This is a genomic window from Rhizobium bangladeshense, assembly GCF_001662075.1.
Classification (GTDB): Bacteria; Pseudomonadota; Alphaproteobacteria; order Rhizobiales; family Rhizobiaceae; genus Rhizobium; species Rhizobium bangladeshense_B.
This window is the reverse complement of record NZ_LYPL01000024.1, coordinates 22,743-47,985: the sequence shown is the minus strand read 5'-3', so window position 1 is coordinate 47,985 and position 25,243 is coordinate 22,743. Positions and strand designations below refer to the sequence as shown.

General features: G+C 61.9%; 20 protein-coding genes and 2 pseudogenes. 9 read left to right on the top strand and 13 right to left on the bottom strand.

The genetic code is table 11. From position 1 onward, the window contains the following. Window positions 1-5: 5 nt before the first annotated feature. Genes A7X77_RS29750 through A7X77_RS29735 form a run of 4 tightly spaced genes read right to left on the bottom strand, consistent with a single transcriptional unit; the run spans window position 6 to window position 5,635 of the window. Complete coding sequence (locus A7X77_RS29750; protein ID WP_064686409.1) at window positions 6-2,060, bottom strand: acetate--CoA ligase family protein; 2,055 nt, start codon at window positions 2,058-2,060, stop codon at window positions 6-8. Between the two features lie 4 nt (window positions 2,061-2,064). Then, window positions 2,065-3,225 (bottom strand): acyl-CoA dehydrogenase family protein, encoded by a 1,161-nt coding sequence (locus A7X77_RS29745; RefSeq protein WP_064686408.1) that lies wholly within the window; start codon window positions 3,223-3,225, stop codon window positions 2,065-2,067. Between the two features lie 9 nt (window positions 3,226-3,234). Beyond that, window positions 3,235-4,725 (bottom strand): carnitine 3-dehydrogenase, encoded by a 1,491-nt coding sequence (locus A7X77_RS29740; protein ID WP_064686407.1) that lies wholly within the window; start codon window positions 4,723-4,725, stop codon window positions 3,235-3,237. A 7-nt stretch (window positions 4,726-4,732) separates the two neighbouring features. Next, window positions 4,733-5,635 (bottom strand): 3-keto-5-aminohexanoate cleavage protein, encoded by a 903-nt coding sequence (locus A7X77_RS29735; protein ID WP_064686406.1) that lies wholly within the window; start codon window positions 5,633-5,635, stop codon window positions 4,733-4,735. 105 nt (window positions 5,636-5,740) lie between these two features. On the opposite strand from A7X77_RS29735, the gene A7X77_RS29730 reads away from it, so the two are divergent. Next, window positions 5,741-6,730, top strand: coding sequence for a GlxA family transcriptional regulator (locus tag A7X77_RS29730; protein WP_064686418.1), 990 nt, complete (start codon window positions 5,741-5,743; stop codon window positions 6,728-6,730). Here the strand turns inward: A7X77_RS29730 and A7X77_RS29725 are convergent. Beyond that, window positions 6,708-7,580 carry a LysR substrate-binding domain-containing protein gene (locus A7X77_RS29725; protein ID WP_064686405.1) on the bottom strand — a complete coding sequence of 291 codons (873 nt, stop codon included), beginning with the start codon at window positions 7,578-7,580 and terminating at the stop codon, window positions 6,708-6,710. The genes A7X77_RS29730 and A7X77_RS29725 overlap by 23 nt on opposite strands. A gap of 111 nt (window positions 7,581-7,691) precedes the next feature. Here A7X77_RS29725 and A7X77_RS29720 point away from each other — a divergent pair, with 111 nt between their 5' ends. Next, window positions 7,692-8,597 carry a DMT family transporter gene (locus A7X77_RS29720; protein ID WP_064686404.1) on the top strand — a complete coding sequence of 302 codons (906 nt, stop codon included), beginning with the start codon at window positions 7,692-7,694 and terminating at the stop codon, window positions 8,595-8,597. Window positions 8,598-8,870: 273 nt separating this feature from the next. On the opposite strand, the gene A7X77_RS29715 is transcribed toward A7X77_RS29720, so the two are convergent. Then, a complete protein-coding gene (locus A7X77_RS29715) occupies window positions 8,871-9,305 on the bottom strand; it encodes a hypothetical protein (protein WP_064686403.1) in 435 nt (144 codons plus the stop codon). A gap of 612 nt (window positions 9,306-9,917) precedes the next feature. Here A7X77_RS29715 and fdhA point away from each other — a divergent pair. Then, window positions 9,918-11,108, top strand: a complete 1,191-nt coding sequence (fdhA, locus tag A7X77_RS29710; protein ID WP_004674667.1) for a formaldehyde dehydrogenase, glutathione-independent — start codon at window positions 9,918-9,920, stop codon at window positions 11,106-11,108. Window positions 11,109-11,212: 104 nt separating this feature from the next. On the opposite strand, the gene A7X77_RS29705 is transcribed toward fdhA, so the two are convergent. Further along, complete coding sequence (locus tag A7X77_RS29705; protein WP_064686402.1) at window positions 11,213-12,019, bottom strand: transporter substrate-binding domain-containing protein; 807 nt, start codon at window positions 12,017-12,019, stop codon at window positions 11,213-11,215. A 121-nt stretch (window positions 12,020-12,140) separates the two neighbouring features. On the opposite strand from A7X77_RS29705, the gene A7X77_RS29700 reads away from it, so the two are divergent. Together A7X77_RS29700 and A7X77_RS29695 are read left to right on the top strand one after the other, a co-directional pair. After that, window positions 12,141-14,513, top strand: coding sequence for a putative bifunctional diguanylate cyclase/phosphodiesterase (locus A7X77_RS29700; protein WP_064686401.1), 2,373 nt, complete (start codon window positions 12,141-12,143; stop codon window positions 14,511-14,513). A 159-nt stretch (window positions 14,514-14,672) separates the two neighbouring features. After that, window positions 14,673-15,257, top strand: a complete 585-nt coding sequence (locus A7X77_RS29695; RefSeq protein ID WP_064686417.1) for a cysteine hydrolase family protein — start codon at window positions 14,673-14,675, stop codon at window positions 15,255-15,257. A 64-nt stretch (window positions 15,258-15,321) separates the two neighbouring features. Here A7X77_RS29695 and A7X77_RS29690 read toward each other — a convergent pair. The 4 genes and pseudogenes from A7X77_RS29690 to A7X77_RS29675 all read right to left on the bottom strand — a co-directional run. Continuing rightward, window positions 15,322-16,085, bottom strand: a pseudogene (locus A7X77_RS29690) (DUF4010 domain-containing protein); the annotation flags it as partial. 55 nt (window positions 16,086-16,140) lie between these two features. Next, window positions 16,141-16,467: a hypothetical protein gene (locus A7X77_RS29685; RefSeq protein ID WP_064686416.1), complete on the bottom strand. Its 327-nt coding sequence runs from the start codon at window positions 16,465-16,467 to the stop codon at window positions 16,141-16,143. 164 nt (window positions 16,468-16,631) lie between these two features. Continuing rightward, window positions 16,632-17,087 carry a pyridoxamine 5'-phosphate oxidase family protein gene (locus tag A7X77_RS29680; protein ID WP_064686400.1) on the bottom strand — a complete coding sequence of 152 codons (456 nt, stop codon included), beginning with the start codon at window positions 17,085-17,087 and terminating at the stop codon, window positions 16,632-16,634. A 165-nt stretch (window positions 17,088-17,252) separates the two neighbouring features. Beyond that, window positions 17,253-17,591: a TraR/DksA family transcriptional regulator gene (locus A7X77_RS29675; RefSeq protein ID WP_064686399.1), complete on the bottom strand. Its 339-nt coding sequence runs from the start codon at window positions 17,589-17,591 to the stop codon at window positions 17,253-17,255. Window positions 17,592-17,822: 231 nt separating this feature from the next. On the opposite strand from A7X77_RS29675, the gene A7X77_RS29670 reads away from it, so the two are divergent. Beyond that, window positions 17,823-18,647, top strand: coding sequence for a universal stress protein (locus tag A7X77_RS29670; RefSeq protein ID WP_064686398.1), 825 nt, complete (start codon window positions 17,823-17,825; stop codon window positions 18,645-18,647). Window positions 18,648-18,917: 270 nt separating this feature from the next. On the opposite strand, the gene adhP is transcribed toward A7X77_RS29670, so the two are convergent. After that, window positions 18,918-19,985: an alcohol dehydrogenase AdhP gene (gene adhP, locus A7X77_RS29665; protein ID WP_197486912.1), complete on the bottom strand. Its 1,068-nt coding sequence runs from the start codon at window positions 19,983-19,985 to the stop codon at window positions 18,918-18,920. 197 nt (window positions 19,986-20,182) lie between these two features. Between adhP and A7X77_RS29660 the strand changes: the two genes are divergently transcribed. Next, window positions 20,183-21,019, top strand: a complete 837-nt coding sequence (locus tag A7X77_RS29660; protein ID WP_064686397.1) for a universal stress protein — start codon at window positions 20,183-20,185, stop codon at window positions 21,017-21,019. Between the two features lie 60 nt (window positions 21,020-21,079). Next, window positions 21,080-22,059: pseudogene (locus tag A7X77_RS29655) on the top strand (zinc-dependent alcohol dehydrogenase family protein). A 78-nt stretch (window positions 22,060-22,137) separates the two neighbouring features. On the opposite strand, the gene A7X77_RS29650 reads toward A7X77_RS29655, so the two are convergent. Beyond that, window positions 22,138-23,205 (bottom strand): ABC transporter ATP-binding protein, encoded by a 1,068-nt coding sequence (locus A7X77_RS29650; RefSeq protein ID WP_064686396.1) that lies wholly within the window; start codon window positions 23,203-23,205, stop codon window positions 22,138-22,140. A 341-nt stretch (window positions 23,206-23,546) separates the two neighbouring features. Here A7X77_RS29650 and A7X77_RS29645 point away from each other — a divergent pair, with 341 nt between their 5' ends. Next, a complete protein-coding gene (locus A7X77_RS29645; protein ID WP_064686395.1) occupies window positions 23,547-25,187 on the top strand; it encodes an extracellular solute-binding protein in 1,641 nt (546 codons plus the stop codon). Window positions 25,188-25,243 lie beyond the last annotated feature (56 nt).

Sequence of the window (25,243 nt, the reverse complement as noted above, 5' to 3'; positions counted from 1 at the left end):
CCGTGCTACCTCCTTCGCCGTATGAGAGCATCAATAGCAACAACACCGAGCCCTTCGGGAAGAACCATCAAGGGATTAAGGTCCAGTTCCTCCAGGCGCACCGCATTCGTTACGACATATTCTGCCGTAGCTGCGACAGCATCGACGGCGGCTTCGAGATCGCCCCTTGGCCGGCCGCGATAGCCATGAATCAATTTCGCAATCTTGAGACGCGAAATCGCAGAATAGATCTCGGTTTTCGTCGTCGGAAGCGGCAGGATGACGGAATCTTCGAGCAATTCCACGAAAATTCCGCCCGCTCCCAATGTCAGCGACAATCCGAAGACGGGATCGCGGGTGGCGCCTACGATGAGTTCCGCCACCGGAGGACCGACCATCTTCTCGACGAGATAACCGGCATCGCAGGCCATCGCCGCTGCCGCATCCGATACCGCCTCCGAACTCCTGAGGTTGAGCACGACCGCCCCTGCCTCGGTCTTGTGCGCTATGCCGAGCCCCTTAAGAGCGACGGGGAAGCCGAGCCGTTCGGCCTGCTTGGCGGCTTCGCGGGGAGAAAAAGCCTGCAGCCCCCAGGGAACAGGGAGGCCGCAGGCGGCAAGCTCGGCCTTCGCCTCGCTCTCCGTCAGCGTCTCGATTTCGCCGGCCGTGGGGGCGACGTCGAGCAGCGGCAGGGGAGGCGGGCTATTCCAAGCTTGGCCAATGCCGGCGGCGACTTCCGCCGCAGCTATGGCTTCATCGATACCGGAGAAAGCGACGATGCCATTGGCCATCAGTCGATCGGCGACCGGCTCCGGCATATTTTCGGGCAGGGTCGCGAGAAGACCGGCCAGCGCGCCGGTGGCGGAAGTCGCCGCGATGACCGCATCCGCCGTCGTCGCCCATTCGGACGCATCACAGCGGTCGCCCCGCGGGAAATCGAGAACAACGAGATTGAGGGCATTACCGCCTGCAAACATGGCGCTGAAGGCCTCTGTCTGGCGGGTGAAATCACCCCACACGAAAGTGTGGTAGTCGAGCGGATTGGAGAGCGTCACCATCTCGCCAAGAGCCCGCCGCAGACGCGGCAATTGCTGCGGCTGCAAGGCCGGGAATTCCACCTTGCGGCCGACGGCGGCGTCCGCCATCAACGAAGCCTCGCCGCCGGAGCAACTCATGGACGAGATCGAATGGCCGGGGAGAGGACCGGCGACATGCAGCAGCTTCAGCGTTTCGAGCAAGGCCGGCAGGCTCTGGACACGGCCTATACCGAGGCGAGCGAGCACGGCGTCCGCTACCGCATCGCTGCCGGCAAGCGAGGCGGTGTGCGATACCGCCGCATGTCTTGCCTGCTCGGACCTGCCGACCTTGAGCACGACGACCGGCTTCTTCAACCGGCCGGCAATGGTGGCCAGTCGTTCAAGGGCGGAGAGATCGCCGAAACCTTCGACGTGCAGGCCGACCGCCGAGACCCGCGGATCGTCCATGAGCGCGCAGGCGACATCCGCAAGCGATGTCTGCGCCTGGTTGCCTGCCGTGACCACATAGGCGATCGGCAGCCCGCGAGTCTGCATGGTCAGGTTGATCGCGATATTGGAAGACTGCGTGAGGATCGCCACGCCGTGTTCGATACGCTTCATGCCGTGCTGGTCGGGCCAGAGAAGCGCGCCATCGAGGCCGTTGATCAGCCCGTAGCAGTTCGGCCCGAGGATCGGCATGTCGCCGGCCGCCGCTACAAGAGCCTGCTGCAGTTCGGCGCCATCGGCAAGCTCCGCCGTCGCCTCGCTGAAGCCCGATGCATAACAAACCGCGCCGCCGGCGCCGGCGCGCGAAAGGCCATGAACGATGTCGACGGTAAGGGTTCGATTGACGCCGACGAAGGCGGCGTCCGGTGCGCGTGGCAGATCGGATAGCGAGCGATAGCAGGGCCGCCCGAGCACCTCGTCCAATTTGGGATGAACAGGCCAGATCTCGCCTGCAAAACCCATGCGATCGCACTGCTCGATCACCCGGCGCGCCTCGCGGCCGCCGAAGACGGCGATCGTTTGCGGTCTGAGCAGGCGGTCGAGCGGGCGAGGGGTCATCGGCTCACGCTCCCAGGGGCCGCAGCAGATCGCGGCTGATGATGTGCCGCTGGATTTCCGAGGTGCCGTCCCAGATGCGCTCGACGCGCGCATCGCGCCAGAAGCGGGCAAGCGGCAGGTCGTCCATCAGGCCCATGCCGCCGAAGATCTGGATCGCTTCATCCGTCACGCGGGCCAGCATTTCAGAGGCATAGAGCTTGGCCGAGGCAATTTGCCGGTCCGCGGCAAGGCCGGCATCGATCCGCCAAGCGGCGGCAAGCGTCAGCCAGTCGGCGGCGTCGATCTCGGTGATCATATCGGCAAGCTTAAACGACACGCCCTGATTGGCGCCGATCGGCTTGCCGAACTGCTTGCGTTCGGCGGCATAGGGGAGGGCCATCTCGAAGACGCGCCGCGCCCGGCCGACGCAGGTGGCGGCGACCGTCAGCCGTGTGCCGTAGAGCCATTGATTGGCGATATCGAAGCCGCGATGCACCTCGCCCAGCACCTGGGCTTCAGGGATCCGGCAATCGGTAAAGCTGAGGGTAGAGTTATGGTAGCCGCGATGCGAAACGGAATCATAGCCTTTGAGGATCTCGAATCCAGGCGTGCCGCGATCGACGAGAAAGGCGGTGATCTTCTTCTTGATGCCTTTCGACGTTTCCTCCTCGCCTGTGGCGGCGAAGACAATCACGAAATCGGCGACATCGGCATGCGAGATGAAGTGTTTCGTACCGTTGAGCACGAAGTCGCCGCCATCGCGGCGGGCAGCGCATTTCATGCCGCGCATGTCAGAACCGGCGTCGGGCTCGGTGATGGCAAGCGCATCGATCTTCTCGCCGCGCACCGCCGGCAGCAGGTAGCGTTCGCGCTGCTCGCCCTCGCAGGCCATCAGGATGCCGGAAGGCCGGCCGAAGAAAACCGTCAGACCCAGCGAGCCGCGCCCGAGTTCCCGTTCGACCAGCGTGAAGGTGACATGATCGAGGCCGGCGCCGCCGATCTCTTCGGGAAAATTGCAGGCGTAAAAACCGAGCTCGATGCATTTGCGCTGGATCTCGCGGCCAAGTTCCGGCGGGACGATACCGCTGCGCTCGATCTCGTTCTCATGCGGATAGATTTCGGTTTCGACGAAGGCACGAACCGTCTCGACGATCATTTCCTGTTCCTGGCTGAGACCGAAATCCATACCGTTCTCCTACCGCCTCTGGCCGACGTGACGGCCAGCGCCCTCAGGCAGCGCCAGTTCCGCATGGAACGCGGCAATCACCTTCACCCTGTCGAGCACCGCGGCCGGTGCCGCCACTGCTTTGCCTTCCCTGCTGTCGACGTGCAGCAACATCTGCTCGGCGGTCGCGATGAGCTCGTTCGTCGCCGTGTCGTGCAGAGTGTGAAAGACATGCAGCCGTTTCTCGTCGGCGGTCAGGATCTGGCAGGCCGAATGGATCGCCTGCCCGAGCTTCGCCTCGCCGAGATGGCGGATATGGCTTTCCACCGTATAATAGCTGTGCCCCGCCTCGACATAGGCAAGGTCGACGCCGACGAGACGCAGCAATGCATCGGATGTATCGCCGAAGACCTGCAGATAGCGGTGCTCGGTCATATGGCCGTTATAGTCGACCCAGGCCGGGCTCACTTTGGTTTCGACAAGCCGCAGCGGCCTCGAAGGATCGGCGGGCATGGTCTCGCCTCCGCCTTGCGCCCAAAGCGATTGCTCGAAGTCCTTCAGCAGCTTGCCGGCGCCCCAGCCCTTGCCGCCATCACCACCCTTCAGCGCCTGCAGGATGCCGACGAGATTTTCGTCGCGGATCCGTTCGAGTTCGCGGATTGACATCCCCGCCGCCTGTTCGTCGGATTGCCGGCCGATCTTTTCAATTAGGGCGTCGTCGAGGTCGACGACATCGGTGAGCTTGGTCCAGGGCCAGGCGAGACAGGGGCCGAACTGAGCGAGGAAATGGCGCATGCCGGCCTCGCCGCCGGCGATGCGGTAGGTCTGGAACAGGCCCATCTGCGCCCAGCGCAGGCCGAAGGAATAGCGGATGACGTCGTCGAGCGTCTCGACGGTGCAGATGTCGTCGTGGATGAGCCAGAGCGCCTCGCGCCAGAGCGCTTCGAGCAGCCGGTCACCGACGAAGGCCTCGATCTCCTTGGCGATGTGGACGCCCTTCATGCCGATCGGCGGCAGTCTTTCCATCGCCGCCCGGATGGTCGCCGCCGCGGTCTTCTCGCCGCCGACGATTTCGACGAGCGGCAGCAGATAGACCGGGTTATAAGGGTGCGCGACGAAGAGGCGTTCAGGATGCTTCATGTCGCGCTGCAGATCGGTCGGCAACAGGCCCGAGGTGGACGAGCCGATCAACGCATCCGGCCGCGCCGCCGCATCGATCTCGCTCAGCACGCCGCGCTTGAGATCGAGCCTTTCCGGCACGCTTTCCTGGATCCAGTCGGCGTCAGTGACGGCTTCCGCCAGCGTCTGGCAGAAACGGAGCCTGCCGCGCGGCGGCAGAGGCGCGCCGGTCAGCATGGCATAGGCTTTTTCGGCATTGGCGATGACCTCGCCGACGATTCTGCCGGCTTCCGGATGCGGGTCGAACACATCGACGTCGATGCCGGCCAGCAGGAAACGGGCGATCCATCCGCCACCGATGACGCCGCCGCCGATACAGGCCGCCTTGCTGATCTTGGTCATGATATCCTCAGCGTTTCGTCAGCTTCAGCTTCTTGCGCACATCTTCCGGCCCGATGATGCGCGCGCCCATGCCTTCCACCACCTGCACCGCCTTTTCGACGAGCTGCGCATTGGTGGCGAGCTGTCCTTTGCCGACGAAGAGATTGTCCTCCAGGCCGACACGGACGTTGCCGCCGGCGAGAACCGCCGCGGCCGGATAGGCCATGGCGTTGCGGCCGATCGAAAAGGCCGAGAAGGTCCAGCTCGGAGGCACGTTATTGACCATTGCCATGAAGGTGTTGAGATCGTCGGGCGCACCCCATGGAATGCCCATGCAAAGCTGGATCAGCACCGGGTCTTCGATCAGCCCCTCTTCGGCAAGCTGCTTGGCGAACCAGAGATGTCCGGTGTCGAACGCCTCGATCTCCGGCCGTACGCCAAGATCCGTCATCTTCCTCGCCATGGCCCGCAGCATGGCCGGCGTGTTGGTCATGACATAGTCGCCGAGGTTGAAGTTCATCGTGCCGCAGTCGAGCGTGCAAATCTCGGGCAGGCATTCGGCGACATGGCTGACGCGCTCGCTGGCACCCGCCATATCAGTGCCTTTCTGATTGACGGGGAGGGGGCTTTCGACATTGCCGAAAACCAGATCTCCGCCCATGCCGGCCGTCAGATTGAGGACGACGTCGATATCGGCCGAGCGGATGCGATCGGTGACCTCCCTGTAGAGCTCGTTGCGGCGGCTGGCGGCCCCCGTTTCCGGATCTCGGACATGGCAATGAACAACAGCCGCCCCAGCCTTGGCGGCGTCGATCGCGGAATCCGCGATCTGCTTGGGAGTGATGGGAACATGGCTGGATTTGGAAACCGTATCGCCGGCGCCGGTGACGGCACAGGTGATGAAAACATCGCGATTCATCGCTAGAGGCATATTTTTGTTCTCCCCGTCTTATCGGGCATTACGCGGCAGGATCGACGGAGATGCTTTGCATTTTCGGAAGTTGCTGATACATTATTGGAACAATGGGAGGCGACCTTGCTGCAGCGATCGACGGAACGTCTCGATATCGATCTTCTCGTGCTGCCGGAGACGAACCTGATCCTGATTGCGTCGGTCATCGAGCCGCTGCGCGGCGCCAACCGCATCGCCGGCAGCGAACTCTATCGCTGGCGGCTCTTGACGCCGGACGGAGCGCCGGTCCCTACCACCAGCAACATCGCCGTCCCGGCTGAGGGAAGTTTCCGGGCGACGACCGAGGAGACGCCGCTGTTCGTGCTGGCCAGTTACAACTGGCGGCGCAGCGCCACGCCGGCGCTGAAGATGCAGCTCTCGCAGGCAGCCCGCTACCGCACCATCGTTGCCGGCATTGAGTCCGGCACCTGGCTGCTCGCCGAAGCAAGCCTGCTCGACGGACTGCCGGCGACCGTCCACTGGGAAGACTACGAGGATTTCGCCCTGGCCTATCCCGAGGTCAGGGCCGTGAAGGATCGTTTCGTCATCGACGGCAAGCGGCTGACGACATCAGGTTCGCTGCCGACCGTCGACCTGATGCTGGAGGTGATCCGGCAGCGGCAGGGTTATTCGCTGGCGCTCGAAGTCAGCCGGCTGTTCCGTTACGAGCAGCCTTCCTTCCACGCCGACGAAATGCTTTCCGCCGCGTCGGCGGGACTGCGCCTGCATGACCCGCGCGTGACGCAGGCGGTGCATTTGATGGAGGAGCATATCGAGCAGCCACTGATTTTGGCGCGGCTCGCCCGGAGGGTGGGCATCAGCGCCCGGCATCTGCAGGATCTTTTCCAGCAGAGCATCGGCGCGCCGCCTCATGTGCATTATCTAGCGCTGCGGCTGAACACGGCGCGACGCAAGGTGATCGAGACGACGGCCTCCTTCGCCGACATCGCGGCAGCGACCGGCTTCAATTCGGCCTCGGCCTTTGCGAGAAGCTACCGGGCGAGTTTTTCCGAAAGCCCGTCGGAGACGCGGCGCCGCTTGCACCGCCGCGTCATATCATCGGCACCGACATAGGCTGGAATGCGTCCCGCAGCATTTCGGCCAATTCCCGCACGGCCTCGCTGGAGCGGAAACTATTGCGGCGCAGTACGACCTTCGAGGAATCGACTGGCGGAAAGCCATCCTCGGCGGTCAATTCGCGGCAGCCGGGCGGAATGCTGCTGCGGGAAAGCGTCGTGACGGCAAGGCCGGCGGTCACGGCATTCTTCAGCCCCGAACCGGTATCGGCGATGAAAGCGATCCTGTAGCTGCGGCCGATCTTCTCCAACGAGCGCAGCGCAAAATCGCGCGACCAGGTGGAGTTGCGGTAGGTCGCAACCGGCAGGGGATCAATGTCATGCAGCCGATGCACCATCGACGTGACCCAGACGGTCGGATCGACGCAGAGAACCTCGCCCTTGTTCTGATCGCTCCAGTCGAATACGACGGCGAGATCGAGTTCGTCCCGTTCCAGGGCTGCGAGGTTGCGGACCGTATAATCGCAGGAGACGGTGACTTCGACTGCCGGATGGCGAACCGCGAAAGCCGCAAGCGCCGCCGGCAGCACCGTCTGGCTGTATTCCTCGGGGATTCCGATGCGCACCGGGCCGTCGAGCGGCTTGCTGCGGATCGTCGCGGCCGCCTCGTTCAGGAGATCGATGACCCTGCGGGCATAGGGCACGAGCTGGATACCCTGACGCGTCAGCACCACGCCGCGGGCGCCGCGCTCAAAAAGAGTTTCGCCGATTGTTGCCTCGAGCCTCTTGATCTGGGTGCTGATGGCAGATTGCGTCCGCCCGATGCGCTGCGCGGCCGCCGAAAAGTTCGACGTCTCGGCGACAATAAGGAAGGTTCTGAGAAGGTCGCTTTCGATCGGTTCTTGCATTGGCAGCCATAGAAAAAATCGATGATAGCTATCACTACTATTCGTTTGTCTAATGTCAATTCGTGGCGCAGAAATGAGCGGCGTTCGACTTCCTTCTTTGAGAATCTCTGCGTGACCATTGAAAATCCGACTGCACGCCTCGCAGGCAGCGAGCATGAGAAGGGTGTGCTTCTCATCGTTGCCGCGACACTCGCCTGGAGTGCGAGCGGCGTTTACTCGCGGCTGCTCACGACCGACGTATGGACGGCGATCGCCTGGCGGTCGTTGTTCGGCGGCCTGTTCCTGCTGATCCCCTGCCTTTTCCTCGAAGGGGGCATCTCGCGGCGGCAATGGCGTTCCGTCTTCCATCCGTCCGGTCTTGCGATGATCGCATGCCAGACTTTCAGTCAGGGATGCTTCATCGGGGCGCTCTACATGACCACCGTCGCCAATGTGACGATGATCTATGCGACCACGCCCTTCATCGCGGCTCTGTTCGGCTGGCTCATCCTCAAGGAGAGGGTTGCCAGGCGGACGATGATTGCCGGCGCCGTGTCCCTCTTCGGCGTCGGCGTCATCGTCGCCTCCTCGATCGGCGGCGGCACCGGCTGGGGCGATCTGCTGGCGCTCGGCATGACCGCGTCCTTCGCGCTCGTCATCATCATTCCGCGCACCGATCCCGGCGTGCCGAGCCTGCCGCCGACCGTCGTCAGCGCCTTCCTGACCCTCGTCATCTTCGCGCCTTTCAGCTCGGTCGGCTCCCTCGACCTGCACAACTGGATCGTCCTCGCCGCCTTCGGCGCCACCAATTTCTCCCTCGCGCTGGTGCTCTTCCTCGCCGGGGCAAAGCGGATGCCGCCGGCCGAGGCGGCACTGATCGGCACGATGGAAATCGTGCTGACGCCCTTCTGGGTCTGGCTGCTATTTTCAGAACAGCCGCCCGTCGCCACCTATTTCGGCGGCGCGATCATCCTCGGCGCCGTGTTCTGGCATACCGCGGTCGACTTCAACCGAGGACGGCGGTCTTACGACGGCTAATGCATGTCGCCCGGAAGTGCCGCGGTTCCGGGACAACCATAAAAACAAAGGGCTAAAGCGCGTCGCAATCAAATTTGATGCGACGCGCTTTAGGGCAATTCCAGCAAAGCGCGTAGCGGTTTTGCTGGGAAAAACGCGAAGCCCATCCTCCGGTCCACCGGAACAACCGTTTTGCGCTGGTCCTGTTCGTGTTTGCCGAGGCGGATGACCTGCCGACTGCCGTGGCAGGCCTCTTCGTCGCGGCGAACGCCAGTCTTACAGCGTCATGGCCTTTTAGCCAAAGAACGCACGAAGCTGAGCGAAAAACCCGCTTGGTCTGGGATCTGCGATCCTTCGTACGCGGCGAGCGACTGCCGCCGCGCTAACGCTTTCACCAAAATGACAGAAGCAGACAAGCTCGTGCAACTGTTCGTCGCTGAGTTCGAAAAACCGTTTGGCTTCTCCATAGCTGTCATTTTCCATTCCGGCCGCCCGCAGAATGGGATCAGCGAACGCAACGGAGATCGGGGTATCGTCACCCCGCAGGGCAAGCCGATCTGCGATCGGCTGATACTCCGTCTCGTGAAGCGTCTTCAAAAACGGTCTGGGGCTGCGATCGAGACATTCGGCCCAGCGTTCAATGCGTTCGCGCCGCGTCAGTTCAAGGGGCTTTATACTCGTGCTGATCTTCGCAACTGTTTTCAGCTGCTCCAGTGCATACTGTTCCATTCCGGCCTCCTATCTTCGGAAAAATAGACGGTCCGCTCCCAAAAACAGCGTGGCTCAGGACGCAGCCGATGTCCAATCACGATTGGAAACGGCATCTGCCCTGGCCGACAGAATCTGATTACCGGCGGAGATGACGACTTTGCCGATTGTCGTCTTGAGGGGCACCCGTGTCGTTTTTTCGGGCTCTGTTTTTCGTCAGGCATGGTTTTCTTGTCACGTTCACGGCGCTGCCGCGCAAGCGAGCGACATGAAGTAGGCAGGCAGGCCGCCGGCACGCCGCCACGGTGGTAAGGACTGAAATCCTCAGGAACGACCGGATAGTTATCCGGAAAGATATCCAGATGGATCGAAAGGAGGTTCTGTAGCCCTAAATCAGCTCTTTTCGCAGCAGATCTACGGATTGCGGCGGGCGATGACGAGAGCGGCACGACGGGCCAGCCCCTATCGTACTCACTCTCTCCTCGATCCAGTCTGTCCCCGCTATCTGCGAAATTCGAACATCGCCCGATGCGGCGTGTGAATACCGGACTGCAGAGGAGGCAGGCCGGAGGAAAGCATTGCCATCGACTGCATCCGCTGCAGATCGAGGCACTCAACAAATGGGAGGAATCCATGAGCAAGAATAGAGGCGTCGTCTATCTGAGGCCGGGCAAGGTTGAAGTTCGCGACATCGACGACCCGAAGCTGGAAGCGCCCGACGGCCGCCGCATCGAACACGGCGTCATCCTGAAAGTGATCTCGACCAACATCTGCGGCTCCGACCAGCACATGGTCCGCGGCCGCACGACGGCGATGCCGGGCTTGGTCCTCGGTCACGAAATCACCGGCGAGATCATCGAGAAAGGGATCGACGTCGAAATGCTCGACATCGGCGATATCGTCTCGGTGCCGTTCAATGTCGCATGCGGCCGTTGCCGGTGCTGCAAGTCCCAGGACACCGGCGTCTGCCTGACCGTGAACCCGGCCCGCGCCGGTGGCGCCTATGGCTATGTCGACATGGGCGGCTGGATCGGCGGCCAGGCACGCTATGTCACCATCCCCTATGCCGATTTCAACCTGCTGAAAATCCCGGATCGCGACAAGGCAATGGCGAAGATCCGCGATCTCACCATGCTCTCTGATATTCTGCCGACCGGCTTTCATGGCGCAGTGCGCGCCGGCGTCGGCGTCGGCTCGACCGTCTACATCGCCGGCGCCGGCCCCGTCGGTCTTGCGGCTGCGGCTTCGGCTCGCATCCTCGGCGCCGCCGTCGTCATGATCGGTGATTTCAACAAGGACCGCCTGGCGCATGCGGCCAAGGTCGGTTTCGAACCGATCGATCTCTCCAAGAGCGATCGTCTCGGCGACATGATCGCTGAGGTCGTCGGCAGCAACGAGGTGGACAGCGCCATCGACGCGGTCGGCTTCGAGGCACGCGGCCATTCGGGCGGCGAACAGCCGGCGATCGTGCTCAACCAGATGATGGAGATCACCCGCGCCGCAGGGTCGATCGGCATTCCCGGCCTCTACGTCACCGAGGATCCCGGTGCCGTCGACAACGCCGCCAAACACGGTAATCTTTCGCTTCGCTTCGGCCTCGGCTGGGCCAAGGCGCAATCCTTCCACACTGGCCAGACGCCGGTGCTCAAATATAATCGCCAGCTCATGCAGGCGATCCTCCACGACCGCTTGCCGATCGCCGACATCGTCAACGCCAAAGTCATCCCGCTCGACGAAGCCGTCCAGGGATATGAGAGCTTCGACCATGGCGCGGCGACGAAATTTGTTCTCGACCCGCATGGAGAGGTCGCGAAAGCCGCCTGACGACAAATATCGCGCAAGAGTGTGCCGCAGCGCGCTTTTGCTCAAAACGGAGATGGCCGGGAACACCGGCCATCTCGCAGCAGTCACGAAAATTCTGTTGCCGGCTACTGGATGCTGAACGGGAAATACTTGGCATTGATCATGTCATAAGTCCCGTCTTCCTTGATCGTCTTCAACGCCTCGTTCAGGCGTGCAAGGCGCTCCTTGTCGTCCAGACGCACCGCAATCCCGGCACCTTCGCCAAAATAAGTGACGTCGACCAGATCCGGCCCCTTGAACGCGCAGCAGGTTCCCGCCTTCGTATTGGCGATCCAGTCGTAAATGGCTAGCTTATCCTCCAGGATAATGTCGACGCGCCCATCCGACAGGCCCTTGTACAATTCCGGCGACGACCGGAATACCGTCTTTTTCATGTCGGGATAGAAATGGTTGGCATAAGATTCCTGCGCCGTCGACGACGTCACTCCGAGCTTTTTGCCATTGAGGGCGGCGGGACTGATGTCAGTGATCGGCGAATCCTTCCGCGCGATGAACACTGACGGGCTGTTGTAGTATTTCTCGGTGAAAGCGACCTTCTGGCGCCGCTCCAGGCTCATCGACATCGATGAAATGATCGCGTCGTATTTTTCGGCAATGAGATCGGGGATCATGTCGTCCCACTTCTCGATGATGAATTGGCATTCGAACTTGCCGGTCTCGCAAAGGGCATTGGCAATATCGATGTCGAAACCCTGAAGTTTGTTATTCGCATCGAGATAGTTGAAGGGCGGAAACGCACCTTCGACGGCAACTCTCATCGGCATTCGCTCTTGCGCGACCACCGGCAGCGTCGAGACCGCCGCCAAAACGACACCCAACCCGCCCACCATCAGCGCGCCGCGCAATAAAGTCTGAATGGATATTCGCAACATCGCCAAAACCCCCTGGGCGTGATCGATCGCCCTATAGTGCGCCGCAGCCTTTAATTCTACGTGAACGCTTATTTGTTAGCGTTGACGAATGCGCCCGTACGTGGTGTCCAGGGGTCCAGGCTTGCACATAGTTGTTCCATCCAGCTCCAACACGTTCCAGAAGTCCTGGATCGCTTCGGGAAGAATTCTCTTTCTGATCGCCATCAGCGGGCTCGGAGCAATTGGACTCGTCGTGCTATCGGCGCTCTGGGCGGGAGCCGAAAGCGACGCTGCGGCCCTTGATCGCCAGCGTCAGCTGGTAAATGCGCGCCTGCGCGAACAGGTCGATCAGGTCGCCCATGTCATCGGTCAGTTCGGCAACGGCTATCTCGCCCGCGTTTATCCCGCGTCCCGTTCGGCAGGTGTTTCCTCCAGCCTCGATACGGTTCTGACCGGGGCGGCCGGCAGCGCAATCAGCGAAACCGCAATGTCCGCCTTCGGATACGATCAGGCCTTTGTCGTCGACGAGAAGGCTCAGCTGAGCATGCTGACCGACGCGAAAACGGAAAAACGCTATCGCTGGATGAAGCCTCTGTTTTTGCCGCTCCTCAGGGATAGCCGTCTTACGGCACACCACACTCCGACGTTCAGCGACCGAATGCCATCCTCGCTGGAGAGCCGTCGGGCGAGCGCGGTTCGCCCCAACCATGCGCTGGCCAATCTGATGCGGTTGGAAGGCCGGCCGACGATCGTCGGCATCGTCACCATCAACGAAGCTCGCGACGGACAGCCGCAGCCGAAGCGGCAATTCCTGATCGTCGTGCGGTTTCTCGATGGTGCGGCCCTAGACGAGTTGAGCCGGCAGCAGGGCCTCAACGGCGCGCGCTTTGCCCGCACGGCCGATGCCGACGAAAATGAGGTCGCGTTCCAAATCGACGCGACGGCAAATGGTGAACCGATCGGCTTCATCGTATGGCGACCCGATCTTCCAGGTTCGCGGGTGATCGGCCGATTGATGCCGGCGCTTTCGATTGCCGCCCTGGTGATCGCCGTGCTGTTTTCGGTGCTGCTTGTGCGGCTGCGGAGCAGTCTCGGCGAATTGAAGAGAAGCGAGCTGCATGCAAGGCAGCTTGCCTTGCATGACGTGCTGACCGACCTTCCCAACCGCGCCCTGTTCGCCATACGGTTCGAGGAGTGCCTGACCGATACGCGGCATTCGACCGAGCGCTCGGCCGTCGCACTTCTCGACCTCGACCGCTTCAAAGCGGTGAACGACACGTTCGGCCATGCCGCCGGTGATGAACTCATCAGGATGGCCGCCGAGCGAATTCGGTCCGTCCTTCGCCCTGATGACACGCTCGCCCGGCTCGGGGGCGACGAATTTGCCCTGCTTCTGCGGGACATCAAGGATGACGACCAAATCCTGCTGTCCATATGCGACGCGATCGTTGCTGAACTTGGCAGGCCCTTCCCACTTCTGAGGGGCGAAGCGGTCGCCCGGGTCGGCGGTTCGATCGGCGTCACCATCGTGCCGGATGCCGGGCGAAATGCCGATGACGTCATGCGTTATGCCGACGTCGCACTTTACGAGGCAAAGATGGGCGGGAGAGGCCAGTGGCGCGTCTATTCCCCGTCCATGGACGGCGGCAGAAATGCGCGCGACATTCTCAAGAACGAATTGCGCGAAGTTCTGACCAAAGGCACGGCCCCCTCCGCTGGCAGTCCCCAACCTCGCCCGGGCGGCAGCAAGCCGGATTTCGGATCGCTCGAGGTCTATTACCAGACGGTGCATCGCGCCGAGGGCGGATATTCGGCTTCCGGCGCGGAGGCTCTCGTGCGCTGGCGTCACAGTCAGCGCGGACTGCTTACCCCCGCGAGCTTCATCCCCGCAGCCGAAGAGGGCGGTCTCATCGACGCCCTCGGTTTCTGGGTCTTGCGCGAAGCCTGCAAGGCCGCCTGCACATGGCCTGAAGACACCTTTGTGGCGGTCAACGTGTCACCGGCCCAGCTAAGAAGACCAAATTTCGCCGAGGAAGTCTTCGCCGTGCTTGAAGAGACCGGCCTGCCGCCATCCCGCCTCGAGCTCGAACTCACCGAGTCCTCGCTCATCGAGGATAATTCGGATGTCTATACGGTACTGAAATCACTGCGCAGCCGGGGCATTCAGATTTCCCTCGATGATTTCGGGACCGGCTTCTCATGCCTCAGCCATCTGGTGCGTTTCGACATCGACCGCATCAAGATCGATCGTTCCTTCGTCTCCCAGCTCGGCGCAAAAGCCAACGGTGCGGCCATCATCGGCGCGATCGTCACTCTCAGCCGTAATCTCGGCATCTCGACGACGGCAGAAGGGGTTGAAACCGAATATCAACGCGACTTTCTGACCGCCCTCGGCTGCACCGATCTCCAAGGCTATTTCTTCTCCAAACCAGTTCCTCTCCGCGAAATCGACGGCTTCGTCAAATCGGAGAGCGGCGGCGGATCACGGACGATCACATCGGGAGCCATTGCCTAAAAGCGCGTCGCAATCTTTCAGATTCGCTCCCTTAGATCTTGTTTTGCGCAATACTGCTGCCCAGTTTCGCGCGACATGCTTGAGAGCCTTCGATCTTTCACCACTCGGGAACTTTCGTTCCGGGCAGCGGTTGACGCCCGAAGATGAATGGAGGATCTGATGGGCGGGATCGGCGAGTGGCGGCACCTTTGCGTCGACATGCAGCGCATGTTTGCGGAAGAAACCCCATGGCACGTGCCCTGGATGGTTCGGATCTCTCCACAGATCGAGGAGCTTGCTGGCCGGCATCCGTCCCGGACGATTTTTACCCGCTTCGTCCCGCCCCAGCATCCGGATGCGATGCCGGGAAAATGGCGCGACTATTACCAGAAATGGTGGATGATGACGGGCGAGCACCTCCCGCCTGAGCTCGTCGACCTGGCTACCTCCCTGGCCTCGCTTGTTCCGCCGGCGCGATACTTCGACAAACGCACCTATTCGCCCTGGATCGACGGCCGCCTCCATAAGACTCTTCAGTCGGAGCGGGTCGACACCCTTGTGATCACCGGCGGGGAAACGGATGTCTGCGTGCTCGCCACGACGCTTGGCGCCATCGATCTTGCCTATCGCGTCATCGTGCTGAAGGACGCCGTCTGCAGCAGCGCCGACGACACTTATGACGCGTCGCTGGAACTGCTGCACGATCGATTTTCTGTCCAGCTGGAACTCATGGAGACGGATGAGTTCTTGAGCGACCTCGGCTAAGAAAGTTTCGAGCAGTGGTAAAAGAGTAAAGCGCCTCGCATGAATTAAATTTGATGCGACGCGCTTAGGTCAGCAACAAGCCGGCAACGCCGGCGAGCGTGGCAATACCGCTCACGACTCCCAGCCGAACCACATAGCTCAAGCTTCCCGCGATCGCCGCGAGAACGGTTTTCGCAAGAAGATTGGCGAAGGCGGCGACAGTGATCGCATGCGCGGCCGCATCCGCCGGCACGTTTGACGACGGGAGCTTCGCGATCGACAGGGTTATCGCGTCAAGATCGCCCAGGCCCGTGATGAAGGCGACGGCAACCAGCGACTGCGTTCCGAAATATGCCAACGCCGCGCGCGTCACGATGGTCATGACGGCGAGCAGAAGAGCAAAGCGCAAAACGACCATCACCTCCAACGGATTTTTCGGTGAAAAGTCGGGACCGTCGTCGGAGCGCGGCGAGAAGCCGGCGAGGCCGCCGCCGATGGCGAGCACGGCGGCAGCCGGTCCGAGGAATGCCGCAAGCTCCATCAGCACCGCTGGTGGTGCGATGACGCTGCAGATCAATAGCACCCGGCTCAAGGATACGGCCCCCGCCAGCATCGCTCCAGCCGAAAGCAGCGGCGATAGCGCCGACATCTGCTTCGATTGACGAGCGAAGGAAAGTGTCAGGGCCGTCGAGGAGACGATACCGCCGCAGGCACCGTCAGCAGCAGTCCGGCCCTGGCGTCGCTGAGCTTGATCGTCACATAGCCCGCAAATGAAACCGCTGCCACGAATATGGTCAGCATCCACAGCTCGAAGGGATTGATCATTTGCCAGGGATCGACGGCCCCATTCCACCCACAGCGGCGCTCGTGATTGTAGGGCGAGGATGAGAGGGAGCAGTTGCTCCTAGCGGGTCTTCTGCGGATTTTGGCTACCGGTTCGCACCCCGGCTTCTGCCGCTTCCAGAGCGGCGCTGAACAGCTGCAGCGCGAACTCCTTTGCTGCCTTTTCGTCGTCTGCACAGAGCTTCAACGGCGAGCACCTCTCCTTCAGATTGCGAATGAGCTTTCGGCGAAGCCTGAAAACCAGATGCGGATCCGTTTTTGCGAGAAGCTCCTGCAGGCAGGTGACGGCAACCACTTCGAACATCAAAAGCCTGCCTTCGACTTCGCCTTGCGAAGGAATGGGAAAGCGCTCACCGCCCCGCTTTAAATCTCGCTCTGTCGAAAGCATCTAAAGCCTCCAAACCGATGATAGGCCTCCGCTCGCTGAAATTCCATATCGCAAGTCCACGGCCACCCTTATGTGAAGAAGCAGCTTATAAGGTCTAAATCAGTCTCGCTTTGACGAAGGTCAAGCCGGGGTGGAGCTGTTCGGCCCACGAGCCGGGAAAAGCTCTAGTCGATGGCAAAAGCGGCGCGGCCTGACAGTTTCCGGACAAGGATTCCAAAGAAGATGTGCGGAGATTCGACGAGCACCGGAAGCTCTTTCGGCTTGAGCGAACCGACTTCCCACCAATCAGAGTGCTTCTGCAACATTTCCCAGGCGTGGTGGCGTTCGCCGCGCCAGATTTCCGTATCGGGAAATTCCTCAAACTTTCCTTCGGCGATGACGCTCGTCCAGCCTCTGCCCACGCGCTTATCCACCTGAAGGCAGACCTTGTGGTTTTCCCGCATCCATTCCAGTTTGCGGCCGGGCATCGAAAAACAGTATGCGACGCCTTTTTCGTAAGAGAAATAGATCGGCACGACATATGGTTGGCCGTCTTTGCAGCAGGCCAGATGCCCAAATCGTGCTTCTTCCAGCATGGCATAGCATTCAGCCAGCGTGAATTCCCGTAAACCCAATGACATGAGACGCTCCTCTCGACTGATCGAGGAGTCACTCTAGGCCAACGCTCATTTCGCGCATTGATAAAGAGCAATTTCGCCTTGGATCGATCATGCCCGGCTGAGGGCTTAAGCATCGAAGTCGTGACAGGAGGAACCAGCATGAGTCGGCGGCGCTCCCTGTCCAGCCTAAGAGGAACGCCTCTCATCCGCCAGGCGAGCACAGGTCGCGCAGTAGGGCGTGTAGGGAATAGCATCCAGTCGGGCGGTCTCGATGGGGGCGAGACAGCTGACACAGCGTCCGAACGTCCCGTGTTTCAGACGCTCAAGGGCTGCGTCAATCAGCTGGATTTGCGCACCCGCTTCCCTTCGCATTTCCATCAGCACCTGATCGTTTTCGAGCTGGGTAACGCGATCTTCGCTATCCGGGTCCAGCGCGGTGCCGAGATCGGCGTCGATCGCCGACAGCCGGCGTTGCAGGTCCGCTTTCGCGGTTTTCAGTTTGTCTTCCAGATCTTCGTGCTTCACCGATCGCTTCCCGGGAACGGGCGGCCCATGCCGGCCTCTGCCAGTCCATTCAACCGACCGACAGTCGGTTATCGAACAGTGGCGGTCACTCTACGGCCGTCGGGGAATGCTGCATTGATCCGCGTCAATGCGTGCTTGCGAGACGTTCGATTTGAGGCATATCAATGCGCAATTCCGGCAGAGCGCCAGAGTATGGGTATCAGACACCCACTCTCTGCTGTGGAGTACACCATGAAACGCCATATCTTTCTTCCACTCCTCACCTATCCGGATGCGACATCGGAATTCATGGTCGCCAACGCCGTCGCCCTTGCGCGTCACATGCAGGCGACGCTGACGGTCTGTGCGGTCGAGATTACCATTCCCCACGTCTCCAATACGCTGTCCTCGCTGATCATCGATGCGGCACAGATGGCGCGGGAGGCCGGAGCGCTAAGCCGCAAGCGCGCTTCGGTGCTGACGCAGAAGGCAGTGGACGAGGCAAAGGCAGCTTCCGTCGACCTGCGTACGCGCGAGATCAAGGTTGAGGAGCCCTTCGTCGTCGAAGCGCTGGCAGAAGCCGCGCGCGCCTACGATCTCGTGCTTCTGGAACTGGCGGCACTGTCCCGTCCGATCGTCGAGGCGGTGCTGTTCGGATCCGGTCGGCCGCTCATCCTTTATCCGCCCGCGCCTTTCGGCGGCCGGATGGATCACATCGCCATCGCCTGGGACGGCAGCCGCGCCGCCGCGCGGGCCGCCCACGACGCCTCGGCCTTCCTGGAGCGGGCGTCCAAGGTCTTCCTGCTCTCCGTCATGGACGAGAAGCCGGTGACATACGAGTCAGGCGATTATCTCATCGAGAATATGCTCAAGAGCGGCGTGAAGGCGGAGGCATCACGGCTGCGCGCCCGCGGCGAGCCGGTCGGAGAAGTATTGCAGAGCAAGGCCTGCGAAATGCGGGCGGACCTTCTCGTCATGGGCGGCTTCGGCCATTCGCGCCTGCGTGAATTCGTGCTCGGCGGTGCCACGCGGGCCGTGCTGACCAACATCACCCTGCCTGTCCTGCTGTCGCATTGAGGCTCCGGGTACGGTGTTCGAGAACCGGCTTCGGAACTGGCGGCGCCCGGATCGCATTGTCGATACCGGTAAGGCCGCGGAACCGATCACAGAGGCCGGCGAAGCCAAGGCCATGGCGCTGGCGAAACGGTCGAGGCGCATCCGCCGATGGCGTGGCCCGCATGACGTCAAAGATGAGCTGCGGCGCTGACAAAAATGCGGACATCCGCCGCAGTCTTTTGCGAACGTCCCCGCGGCCCCCCTGCAGGAAAAGCCGCGGCTACGGGCAGGCTATGCGGCGGACTGCTCCGCCGCTGCGGATGCCTGTCCTGCGATATCGAGCACCATGCGGCCCTCGATCGTTCCCGCCTTAAGGCCGGCGAAAATATCGTTGACGTCGTCGAGCGGCACCTTGCCGATCTCGGCCCGGATCCGGCCGTCCGCGGCAAAGGCAAGCGCTTCGTCGAGGTCGCGGCGCGTTCCGACGATCGAACCGCGGACTGTGATGCGCTTCAGCACGACATCGAAGATCGGTGTCGGAAAATTGCCCGGCGGCAAACCGACGAGGCTGACGGTACCCTTGCGACGCACCATGCCGAGAGCCTGGGAGAAGGCCGGTGGCGAGACGGCGGTGACAAGAACGCCATGCGCGCCGCCGCTCGTCGCCTTCAGCACCGTCTCCAGCGTATCCTCGGAAAGCGCGTTCAGCGCGAGATCGGCGCCGACATGGCGGGCGAGTTCGAGCTTGGCGGCTGCGATATCAAGGGCGATGACCTTGAGACCCATGGCCTTGGCATATTGGATCGCGACATGGCCGAGGCCGCCGACGCCTGAAATCGCCACCCACTCACCGGGCCGCGCCTCGGTTTCCTTCAGTCCCTTGTAAGTCGTCACGCCGGCGCAGAGGATCGGCGCGATCTCGGCGAAATCGACACGGGCGGGCAGGCGGGCGGCGAAGGCGGCCGAGGCGATGACATATTCGGCAAAGCCGCCGTTGCAGCTGTAGCCGGTATTGTGCTGGTGCTCGCAAAGGGTTTCCCAGCCGGTTTCGCAATATTCGCAACGCAGGCATGCATCATGCAGCCAGGCAACGCCGACAGCATCGCCTTCCTTGAATTCGGTGACGCCGGGACCGAGGGCGGCGACAATGCCGGCTGCTTCGTGCCCGGGGATGAACGGAGGCATTGGCTTGATTGGCCAATCGCCCTCTGCGGCATGCAGATCGGTATGGCATACGCCGCAGGCGACGACCTCCACCAGAATTTCGCCCGCGCCTGGGACAGGGACTGGCACGCATTCGATTGCGAGCGGCTTGCCGAATTCGCGCACCACCGCCGCCTTCATCATCTTGCTCGGCATGATCTTTATCCCTTCACCATGTTTGTCCGGCGCGGATGATGCATGGCGCGTGCGCCTCGCACATTGACCCATCGCAAGGAAAAAGGCGGAAGATCGGGCCGATTCGTGCCCGAGCTTGACGTCGATCAAAGCGTGCTTCGCCTTCGGGGATCATCCTGCCCGTGTCCCGCATCCGATAGCGAGAAGAGAGTAGGATCATGCCATTCAAGACCATATTGAATATTATCGGCGTCAATCAGGGCGCCGACGACATCCGTTCGGCTGTCGAACTTTGCCGGCAGGCAAAGGCCCATCTTTCCGTGCTGGTGGTTTCGCTTATCTCTCCGCCGCCGATCGCCGGCTACGGAGAAATCGTCCTGAATTCCTGGCTGGAGGAGCGCCGGAGCGATGTCGCAAGGCTCGAAGAGCAGGCGGCGAAGATAGGGGCTCTGCTCGAGCCGCAGGGCATTTCCTTCGGCGTCGAGACACTCTATGCCGAACTTGGTTGGGCCGATACGCAGATCGGCGAACGGGCGCGTTATGCGGATCTGGTGCTGATCGGCAGCCGTGCCCGCAGCGACGAGGCCCTCGGCCGATCCGCCCTGGAAGGCGCGCTTTTCCAATCGACGGCGCCGGTCTTCCTGACGCCGGCGGGCCATGCATCAACGCTTGAACCGCGCAGCGTCATGATCGCCTGGGATTCGCGGGACGAGGCAGGGCGCGCGATCCGTGCGGCGATGGAACTGCTGGTCCAGGCCGACATGGTCGATATCACCATTGTCGATCCGCAGGCTTCGACCAACGCCAACGGCGAGGAACCGGGCGCCGATATCGCCGCCTATCTCGCACGGCATGGCGTCAGGGCAACCCTCCAGGTGCTGGCGAGCGGCGGCCGGACGGTGGGCGAGGTGCTATGCCGTCATGCCCGCGACATCGGCGCCGAGATGATCGTCATGGGCGCTTACCGCCACTCGCGCATGCGCGAGCGCATCTTCGGCGGGGTCACCCGCTTTATGCTCGAGAACGCCGATCGTCCGCTCTTTCTCGCGCATTGAATGCGCAATATGCTCCGGCCGGCGTTTCCGGGAAGGGGCGCCGCAGATGAGGAGGAACTGATGAAGGCAATGATCCTCGAAGCGACCGGGTCACCTCTTCGTCCGGTCGAGCGGCCCGATCCCGTGCCGGGAAAGGGAGAATTGATGCTGAGGGTGGAGGCCTGCGCCGTCTGCAGGACGGATCTCCAGGTATGCGACGGCGACCTTGCCAGCCCGAAGCTTCCGCTCGTTCCCGGCCATGAGAGGGCATCGTCGAAGCGGTCGGGCAGGGAGTCTCCACGTTGCGGATCGGACAAAGGGTCGGCGTAGCCTGGCTCGGCAATACGTGCGGCGGCTGCTCCTTCTGCCGCAACGGAGAGGAGAACCTTTGCGACCAGCCGCAATTTACCGGCTACACGCGCGATGGCGGTTTCGCCACCCATGTCGTCGCAGATGCCGATTATGCCTTCGCACTGGACGAGCTGGCTGATCCCGTCGCGCTCGCGCCGCTGCTCTGCGCCGGTCTCATAGGATGGCGTTCATTGAAGAAAGCTGGCGACGGCATGAGGATCGGGCTGTACGGGTTCGGCGCGGCCGCTCATATCATCACCCAGGTCTGCGTCTGGCAGGGCCGCGACGTCTACGCGTTTTCGAGGGCAGGCGATGATACGGCTCGCCGTTTCGCCCTCAGCCTCGGCGCGGTCTGGGCGGGAGGCTCTGACGAGCGTCCGCCCGTCATGCTCGATGCAGCCATCATCTTCGCTCCGGTCGGAGCGCTCGTGCCGGCCGCCTTGAAGGCGGTGCGAAAGGGAGGCAGGGTCGTCTGCGGAGGCATTCATATGAGCGATATCCCAGAGATGCCCTATGCCTTGATCTGGGGCGAAAGAAGCGTGGTTTCGGTGGCAAATCTCACCCGTGGCGACGCGGAGGAATTCTTTCCCGTTGCCCGTCAGGCAGGCGTCAAGACGCACACGACCGGCTATTCGCTTGCCGACGCCAACCGGGCGCTCGACGATCTGCGCACCGGCCGGTTGAGCGGGGCGGCCGTTCTTACGCCATGAATGGCGAAGCGGCTTTTGCGGGAATCGTCGCGGCTCCTCGCCCGCCTGCGCCTGCAGATCGACGGGACGTCCCGGACGTCAGTCCCGCCGCAGCGTCTTGCCGGATTCCGCATCGAACAGATGAAGCTTGCCCGGCCGGGCCGCTATCGTCACGACCTGCCCCGGCTCGAAATCGTGACGTTCGGACAACACCGCGACAAGCTCGCCGGACCCGTAGCGCAGAAACACCATCGTCTCGTGGCCGGTGGGTTCGGTGACGTTGACGGTGGTCTCCAGGCCGCCCGGGATGAGAGACAGATGTTCGGGCCGCACGCCGAGAAGCACGGCCTGTCCATCGGACGCCTCCGGCGTGAAACCGAGTGCAATCTCGTCGCCGGTCTCGGTGACGAAGACCGCACCATCGGCCTTATAGCGACCTTTCAGCAGATTCATCGACGGCGAGCCGATGAAAGTCGCCACGAACGTATTGCGCGGACGATCGTAGAGCTCCAGGGGCGTTCCGGTCTGCTCGATCTTGCCGCCCTGCATGACCACGATCTTGTCGGCCATGGTCATCGCCTCGACCTGGTCATGGGTGACGTAGATCGTCGTGGTCCTCAGCCTTTGGTGGAGCTCCTTGATCTCTTTGCGCATCTGCACGCGCAGCTTGGCATCAAGATTCGACAGGGGCTCGTCGAACAGGAAGACCTGCGGCGACCGGACGATGGCGCGTCCCATCGCCACGCGTTGCCGCTGGCCGCCGGAAAGCTGGCGCGGATAGCGGTCAAGATAGGGCACGAGGTCGAGGGTTTCGGCCGCCGCCTGCAGCCGTTGTTTGATGACATCGGCCGGCTGCTTCTGCAGGCGCAGCGCAAAGACCATGTTTTCGGCAACGGTCTTGTGCGGATAGAGCGCGTAGCTCTGGAAGACCATCGCAATGTCGCGGTCCTTCGGCGGCAGATTGTTGACGACCTTTCCGCCGATCGAGATGGTGCCGCCTGTGATGCTTTCGAGGCCGGCGACCATGCGCAGCAAGGTCGACTTGCCGCAGCCGGACGGGCCGACCAGCACCACGAACTCGCCGTCGCGAATTTCGATATCGACGCCGTGCAGGATGTTTAGGGCGCCGTAGGCCTTACGCGCCTCCGAAATATTAACCTCAGCCATATTCCTCCCAATCGCTTTCCGGCCACCCCAGGGGCGGCCCAAGGGATATGCATCGCGTAACAATATCCACGGGCATTGGGCTCGAGGCAACCGCGTTGCGCCGCTGCCCGAGAGACCGTGAGACCTCCTCCATGAAACGTTTCATTTCTTATTGACTTTTGCCGCTTGCCGTCTAATGCTCGATGGCGAGACCGAGAGGAGCGGTTTCAAGCAAGAATTATGAAACGTTTCATTTTCTTGCTTACCAGATAGTTCTGCACGAAACCAGTCCAAAAATCGGACCGGAACCAGTTCGGAGAGACCGGCTGGCGGCAGCCCAACGAAGCGTGGAGGAGGAAGACATGAAAGTCGAAATATACGATGCACTGATGCGCCGTCAGGCAAGCCGCCGCGACGTATTGCGCGGAACGGCGAGTGCGGCAGCACTACTCGGCCTGTCAGGCGCGGTCGGCGGAATTCCCGGCATGGCGTTCGCTGCCGATGATCTGCGCGCCCAGATCCTGCAGATACCGGGCGTCGGCAAGGGCTCGCCGACGGACGCAGACTGGCAGAAGGTCGGCGAACTCTGCCTGGGCCCGACCAAGGCCAATGTCAAGCAGGGCGAATTCGCCGGTGTCGAGCTGACCTTCATGGGGCTCAACAACCAGAATCTGCACAACTTCCTGTTCCGCGGCTTCCTGAAGCCTTGGGAAGCCTATACCGGCGCCAAGATCAATTGGATCGACCTTGCGCAAGCCGACTACAATGCCCGCCTTCAGCAGTCGATTGCGACCGGCACTGTCGATTTCGACATTCTGGAAATGGGCGCCCCCTTCGAAGGCGACACAGCCGGACGCGGGCTTCTGGACGAGATGCCCGACTGGGCGGCAAAGCAGATCGAAGCCGACGACCTGGTGAGCTACCTGAAGCCCCCGGTCGGCACCTGGGACGGCAAGACCTATCGCGTGACGATCGACGGCGACTGCCACACCTTCGCTTACCGCAAGGATTACTTCGGCGAAGGCTCGATCAGCGGCATGGCCGAACCGCCGAAGACCTGGCAGGAGGTCAACGCAGCATCCAAGGCGCTGATCGGCAAAACCGACCCGCTGACGGGCCAGCCGGCCTACGGCTACCTCGATCCGCTGAAGGGCTGGGGCGGGTTCGGTTTCTATTTCATCGAGAACCGCGCGACCGCCTATGCCAAATATCCGGGCGACCCGGCCTGGCTGTTCGATCCTGACAACATGAAGCCGCTGGTCAATAATCCCGCATGGGTCCAGGCCATCCAGGACGTACTGGATCTGATCGCGGCCAAGGCCTATCCGGCCGATCAGATCAATGCCGACCCCGGCACCACGGCCTTCTCGCAGTTCCTGGCGGGCACCGGTGCAATGCTGATGTGGTGGGGCGACGTCGGTTCCGGCGCGCGCACCTCGGACACCTCGGTCGTCGGCGACGTCGTCGGCTTCGGCATCAACCGCGGCTCCAACCGCGTCTACAACCGCAAGACCGGTCAATGGGAAGAAAAGTATAACGAAGCCCCCAACATGGCCTATCTCGGCTGGGGCATCTACGTCACCAAGCGGGTCTCCAGCGACGAGAAAAAACGCAAGGCGGCCTGGTCCGCCGCCGCCCATCTCGGCGGCAAGGATCTGTCGCTATGGACGTCGGCCTATCCGTCCGGCTTCCAGCCCTACCGTCAGTCCAACTTCAACTACGACGAATGGGAAAAGGCAGGCTACGACCGCGCTTATATCGAGGACTATCTCGGTTCGAACGCCGACAGCTACAACCACCCGAACGCCGCGATCGAACCGCGCATCCCCGGTATCTTCCAGTATTACTCCGTGGCCGAGGACGAATTGGCGAAGGGCTTTGCCGGACAGTACAAGTCGGCGCAGGAAACCGCCGATGCGATTGCAGCCGCCTGGGAAAAGATCACCGACCAGATCGGCCGCGACAGCCAGCTGAAACTCTATCGGGCGAGCCTTGGGCTCTGATCCACTGACCAAACGCGCCGGCGCATCGAAAGCGATTCCGCCGGCGCCTTTCTATC

Bases quoted from the DNA above. Each gene is read 5' to 3' on its own strand.
- A7X77_RS29715 (WP_064686403.1), bottom strand. From the start codon at position 9,305: ATGGAACAGTATGCACTGGAGCAGCTGAAAACAGTTGCGAAGATCAGC.
- A7X77_RS29745 (WP_064686408.1), bottom strand. From the start codon at position 3,225: ATGGATTTCGGTCTCAGCCAGGAACAGGAAATGATCGTCGAGACGGTT.
- A7X77_RS29725 (WP_064686405.1), bottom strand. From the start codon at position 7,580: ATGCAAGAACCGATCGAAAGCGACCTTCTCAGAACCTTCCTTATTGTC.
- A7X77_RS29685 (WP_064686416.1), bottom strand. From the start codon at position 16,467: ATGCTTTCGACAGAGCGAGATTTAAAGCGGGGCGGTGAGCGCTTTCCC.
- A7X77_RS29705 (WP_064686402.1), bottom strand. From the start codon at position 12,019: ATGTTGCGAATATCCATTCAGACTTTATTGCGCGGCGCGCTGATGGTG.
- A7X77_RS29740 (WP_064686407.1), bottom strand. From the start codon at position 4,725: ATGACCAAGATCAGCAAGGCGGCCTGTATCGGCGGCGGCGTCATCGGT.
- A7X77_RS29735 (WP_064686406.1), bottom strand. From the start codon at position 5,635: ATGCCTCTAGCGATGAATCGCGATGTTTTCATCACCTGTGCCGTCACC.
- A7X77_RS29750 (WP_064686409.1), bottom strand. From the start codon at position 2,060: ATGACCCCTCGCCCGCTCGACCGCCTGCTCAGACCGCAAACGATCGCC.
- A7X77_RS29695 (WP_064686417.1), top strand. From the start codon at position 14,673: ATGGGCGGGATCGGCGAGTGGCGGCACCTTTGCGTCGACATGCAGCGC.
- A7X77_RS29670 (WP_064686398.1), top strand. From the start codon at position 17,823: ATGAAACGCCATATCTTTCTTCCACTCCTCACCTATCCGGATGCGACA.
- adhP (WP_197486912.1), bottom strand. From the start codon at position 19,985: ATGCCGAGCAAGATGATGAAGGCGGCGGTGGTGCGCGAATTCGGCAAG.
- A7X77_RS29650 (WP_064686396.1), bottom strand. From the start codon at position 23,205: ATGGCTGAGGTTAATATTTCGGAGGCGCGTAAGGCCTACGGCGCCCTA.
- A7X77_RS29645 (WP_064686395.1), top strand. From the start codon at position 23,547: ATGAAAGTCGAAATATACGATGCACTGATGCGCCGTCAGGCAAGCCGC.
- fdhA (WP_004674667.1), top strand. From the start codon at position 9,918: ATGAGCAAGAATAGAGGCGTCGTCTATCTGAGGCCGGGCAAGGTTGAA.
- A7X77_RS29660 (WP_064686397.1), top strand. From the start codon at position 20,183: ATGCCATTCAAGACCATATTGAATATTATCGGCGTCAATCAGGGCGCC.
- A7X77_RS29680 (WP_064686400.1), bottom strand. From the start codon at position 17,087: ATGTCATTGGGTTTACGGGAATTCACGCTGGCTGAATGCTATGCCATG.